The following is a 1,505-nucleotide window of genomic DNA, read 5'->3' on the forward strand; positions in this document are numbered from 1 at the left end:
CCTGGAACAACGGCGTGTGATCCAGCGAGCGCGGCGGCTGCACGATCTCCACCACCTGCTCAAACGGCAGGTCCTGATGCTCCTGCGCCGCCAATGCCGTGCGCCGCGTCCGCTCCAACAGCTCTGCCACGCTCGGCGCGCCCGACAGGTCGAGCCGAAGCGCCAGGGTGTTGACGAAGAAGCCGATCAACTCTTCGATCTCGCGGCGACCGCGATTGGCGGTCGGCACCCCGATCACAAGATCGTCCTGCCCCGCCAGGCGCGACAGCACCGCGGCCCACGCCGCCAGCACCGTCATGAACAACGTCGTGCCATGCCGCCGGCTCAGCCGCTTCAACTCTCGCGTCAGATCCGCATCGATGACGACAGGCACCGTGCCCCCGGCAAACGACTGCTGTTCCGGCCGCGGCCGGTCCGTCGGCAAGGCAAGACGGGCCGGCGCACCAGCCAGCGTGTTGCGCCAATACTGCGCCTGGCTCTGCAGCCGCTCGCCCGCCAGCCACTGCCGCTGCCAGGCGGCATAGTCCGAATACTGGATCACCAGCGGCGGCAGCGGATCGTCTTCTCCAGCCACGAACGCCCGGTACAACGCACTGAGTTCACGCACCAGGACGCCCATCGACCAGCCGTCCGAGACGATATGATGCTGCGTCAGCAGGAACACGTGCTCCTCATCCGACATCCGGATCAGCCGGCCGCGGATCAGCGGGCCGCGCCCAAGATCGAATGGCGTGCGCGCCTCTTCGTTGCACAGATCCGAGAGCGCGGCTTCCGCATCCGGCCTGTCCCGCAGATCGTGCTGCAGCACCGGCAGGGCTGCCTCCGGCGGCAGAAGCTCAACCCAGGGCTCCCCGTCCGAGGCGACGAAGACGCTGCGCAGCGCCTCATGACGCCCCAGCAGCCGGTCGAGGCTGCGCCGCCATGCGGCGCGGTCGAGCACGCCGCGCAACCGCAATCCCAGCGGCACGTGATAGGCCGTGCTGCCCTCATCGAACTGGGCCAAAAACCACAGCCGTTGCTGCGCAAACGACAAGGCAAGCGGCTCATCGCGCGATGCGGGCACAATGGCCGGCAGTCGCTGCGGACCGGAGCGGCTCAACTCCGCGACGATGCTCTCGGCCAGATCGGACAGCACCGGTTTGGCGAACAGCGTCGTCAGCGGCAGTGCGACGCCAACAGCCTGCGACAGCCGGCTCAACAGCCGCACCGCCAACAGCGAGTGGCCGCCCAGCGCGAAGAAGTTGTCGTGCCGCCCGACCCGCGCCACGCCGAGCAGCTCGGCCCAGATCTCGGCCAGCGCCGTCTCGATCTCGCCCCGCGGCGCCTCATAGGCGTGGTGCGCATACGCCTCATCCTGCGGCGCCGGCAACGCGTTGCGGTCCAGCTTGCCGTTCGGCGTCAGCGGCAGCGCCTCGATGCGCACAAACGCGGACGGCACCATGTGCTCCGGCAGTCGCGCGCTCACGTGCCTGCGCAAGGTGCCGGCAAGCTCGCCGCCATCCTCC

General features: G+C 69.0%; 1 protein-coding gene. It reads right to left on the bottom strand.

Features of this window, described 5'->3' with window-relative positions; all coding sequences use genetic code 11:
• Positions 1-1,505 (bottom strand): condensation domain-containing protein (locus J6497_RS40520; protein WP_225709727.1); only part of this gene is annotated, 1,505 nt, incomplete at both ends.

Origin of the sequence: Bradyrhizobium cenepequi (genome assembly GCF_020329485.1) — a bacterium.
GTDB lineage: Bacteria > Pseudomonadota > Alphaproteobacteria > Rhizobiales > Xanthobacteraceae > Bradyrhizobium > Bradyrhizobium cenepequi.